This window comes from Fulvivirga aurantia (assembly GCF_009711475.1).
Lineage (GTDB): Bacteria > Bacteroidota > Bacteroidia > Cytophagales > Cyclobacteriaceae > Fulvivirga > Fulvivirga aurantia.
This window is the reverse complement of sequence record NZ_SMMD01000282.1, coordinates 1-1513: the sequence shown is the minus strand read 5'-3', so window position 1 is coordinate 1513 and position 1513 is coordinate 1. Positions and strand designations below refer to the sequence as shown.

Genomic DNA, 1513 nt, shown 5'->3' with positions numbered 1-1513 from the left:
GCTGATGCGTAAAGTTTTTATACTTCTTTTTGGACTTATTTTACTGATCAAACCGGATGAGGCTAGTGCCCAGGATCCTCAGTTTTCTCAGTTTTATGCTGCTCCTCTATATTTAAATCCCGCATTTACCGGGGCCACTCAACAATCCAGGGTAGGTCTAAACTATCGCAACCAGTGGCCTGCGATTGATGCTAATTTTGTTACTTTCTCTGCCTATTACGATACATTTATAGAAGATAAAAACAGCGGAGTGGGCTTGCTGCTTATGCGCGACACTGAGGGACAGGCAGGACTTACTTCGACAAGCGTTGGCTTATTGTACGCCTACCAACTTTATATAACTGAGTGGCTTACCTTTCGGCCGGGCTTTCAGGTGGCATGGTATAATAGAAACATAAATTTTAGTGATCTTACATTTGGTGATCAATTCAATCCTGCTACCGGGCAAATTGACAATCCTTCGGCTGAGTCTTTTGGCACGACAGCAAAAAACTTTTTTGACCTATCAGCTGGAGGGGTTTTATATACCAGAAATATGTGGTTAGGTGTTGCCGCCAACCACCTAAATACTCCCAATCAGGCATTTAGTGAAGAGGCTGAAGTAAAGGAATTGCCAAGAAAGCTGTCATTTCATGGTGGGGTAAAAATATCATTTGCGCCAGGTACAGTGGGGAGTGGCTTATATGCCAGACCTCAGGAGCGTAGCCTTACGCCTACTTTTCAATACAAAACTCAAGGTGAGTTTGATCAATTAGACTTAGGCCTTTATTTAACTCTGGAACCCATGATTTTTGGAGTGTGGTACCGTGGGTTGCCGACAAAAGGCATAGAAGGTTTTAGTAACAACGAATCTGTAGTTTTACTCCTTGGTTTTACCAAGAAAGGCGGTCAGGGTGATGTGCTTAACATCGGGTATAGCTACGATTATACGATTTCACAATTGGGAGCAGCTAGTGGTGGTGCGCATGAGTTGTCGCTCTCATATTCATGGTCTAACAGAGACCCACGCAAGCCACCTAAGCATGTGATGCAAATCCCATGTCCTGATTTTTAGGAGAAGACATACTCCCAACACAAACTGTTAATTGTTAATAAGAAAAGCTGAAGAAGATGGCACGGAAAAAGAAAGATAATTGGAAAAATAGAGAAGGTGTAGTGTACTCAACCAGTGATAATTACGATTATGATTACGAGGGTGGTGAAGAGCAGGATACTTTACCTGCGGGTGACCAACACCTTAAAGTGCAATTAGATAAAAAGGCTCGGGGAGGCAAACAGGTAACACTTATTACAGGATTTGTGGGGACAGAAGATGACCTTAAAGACCTGGGCAAATTACTAAAATCTAAATGTGGTGTTGGCGGATCCGCCAAAGATGGAGAGGTCATCATTCAGGGCGATGTACGTGACAAAGTACAGCAGATTCTCGACAAAGAGGGGTATAATGTGAAAAGAGTAGGGGGTTAGGCTTCGAGGTCTACGGTATTGTCATCCCGACCTTGTGGAGGGACCT

Annotated in this window: 2 protein-coding genes; both read left to right on the top strand. The window is 43.4% G+C overall.

Features of this window, described 5'->3' with window-relative positions; translation table 11 throughout:
• Positions 1–1054, top strand: a 1054-nt coding sequence (locus E1176_RS01155; protein WP_343030489.1) for a PorP/SprF family type IX secretion system membrane protein, incomplete at its 5' end; no start/stop codon positions are given.
• Positions 1055–1110: 56 nt separating this feature from the next.
• On the top strand, positions 1111–1467 hold the full coding sequence (locus tag E1176_RS01150; protein WP_155208751.1) for a translation initiation factor: 357 nt from the start codon (positions 1111–1113) through the stop codon (positions 1465–1467).
• Positions 1468–1513: the final 46 nt, after the last annotated feature.

What these genes read in the sequence shown, in the direction of transcription:
- E1176_RS01150 (WP_155208751.1), top strand. Translation starts at nt 1,111, where the DNA reads ATGGCACGGAAAAAGAAAGATAATTGGAAAAATAGAGAAGGTGTAGTG.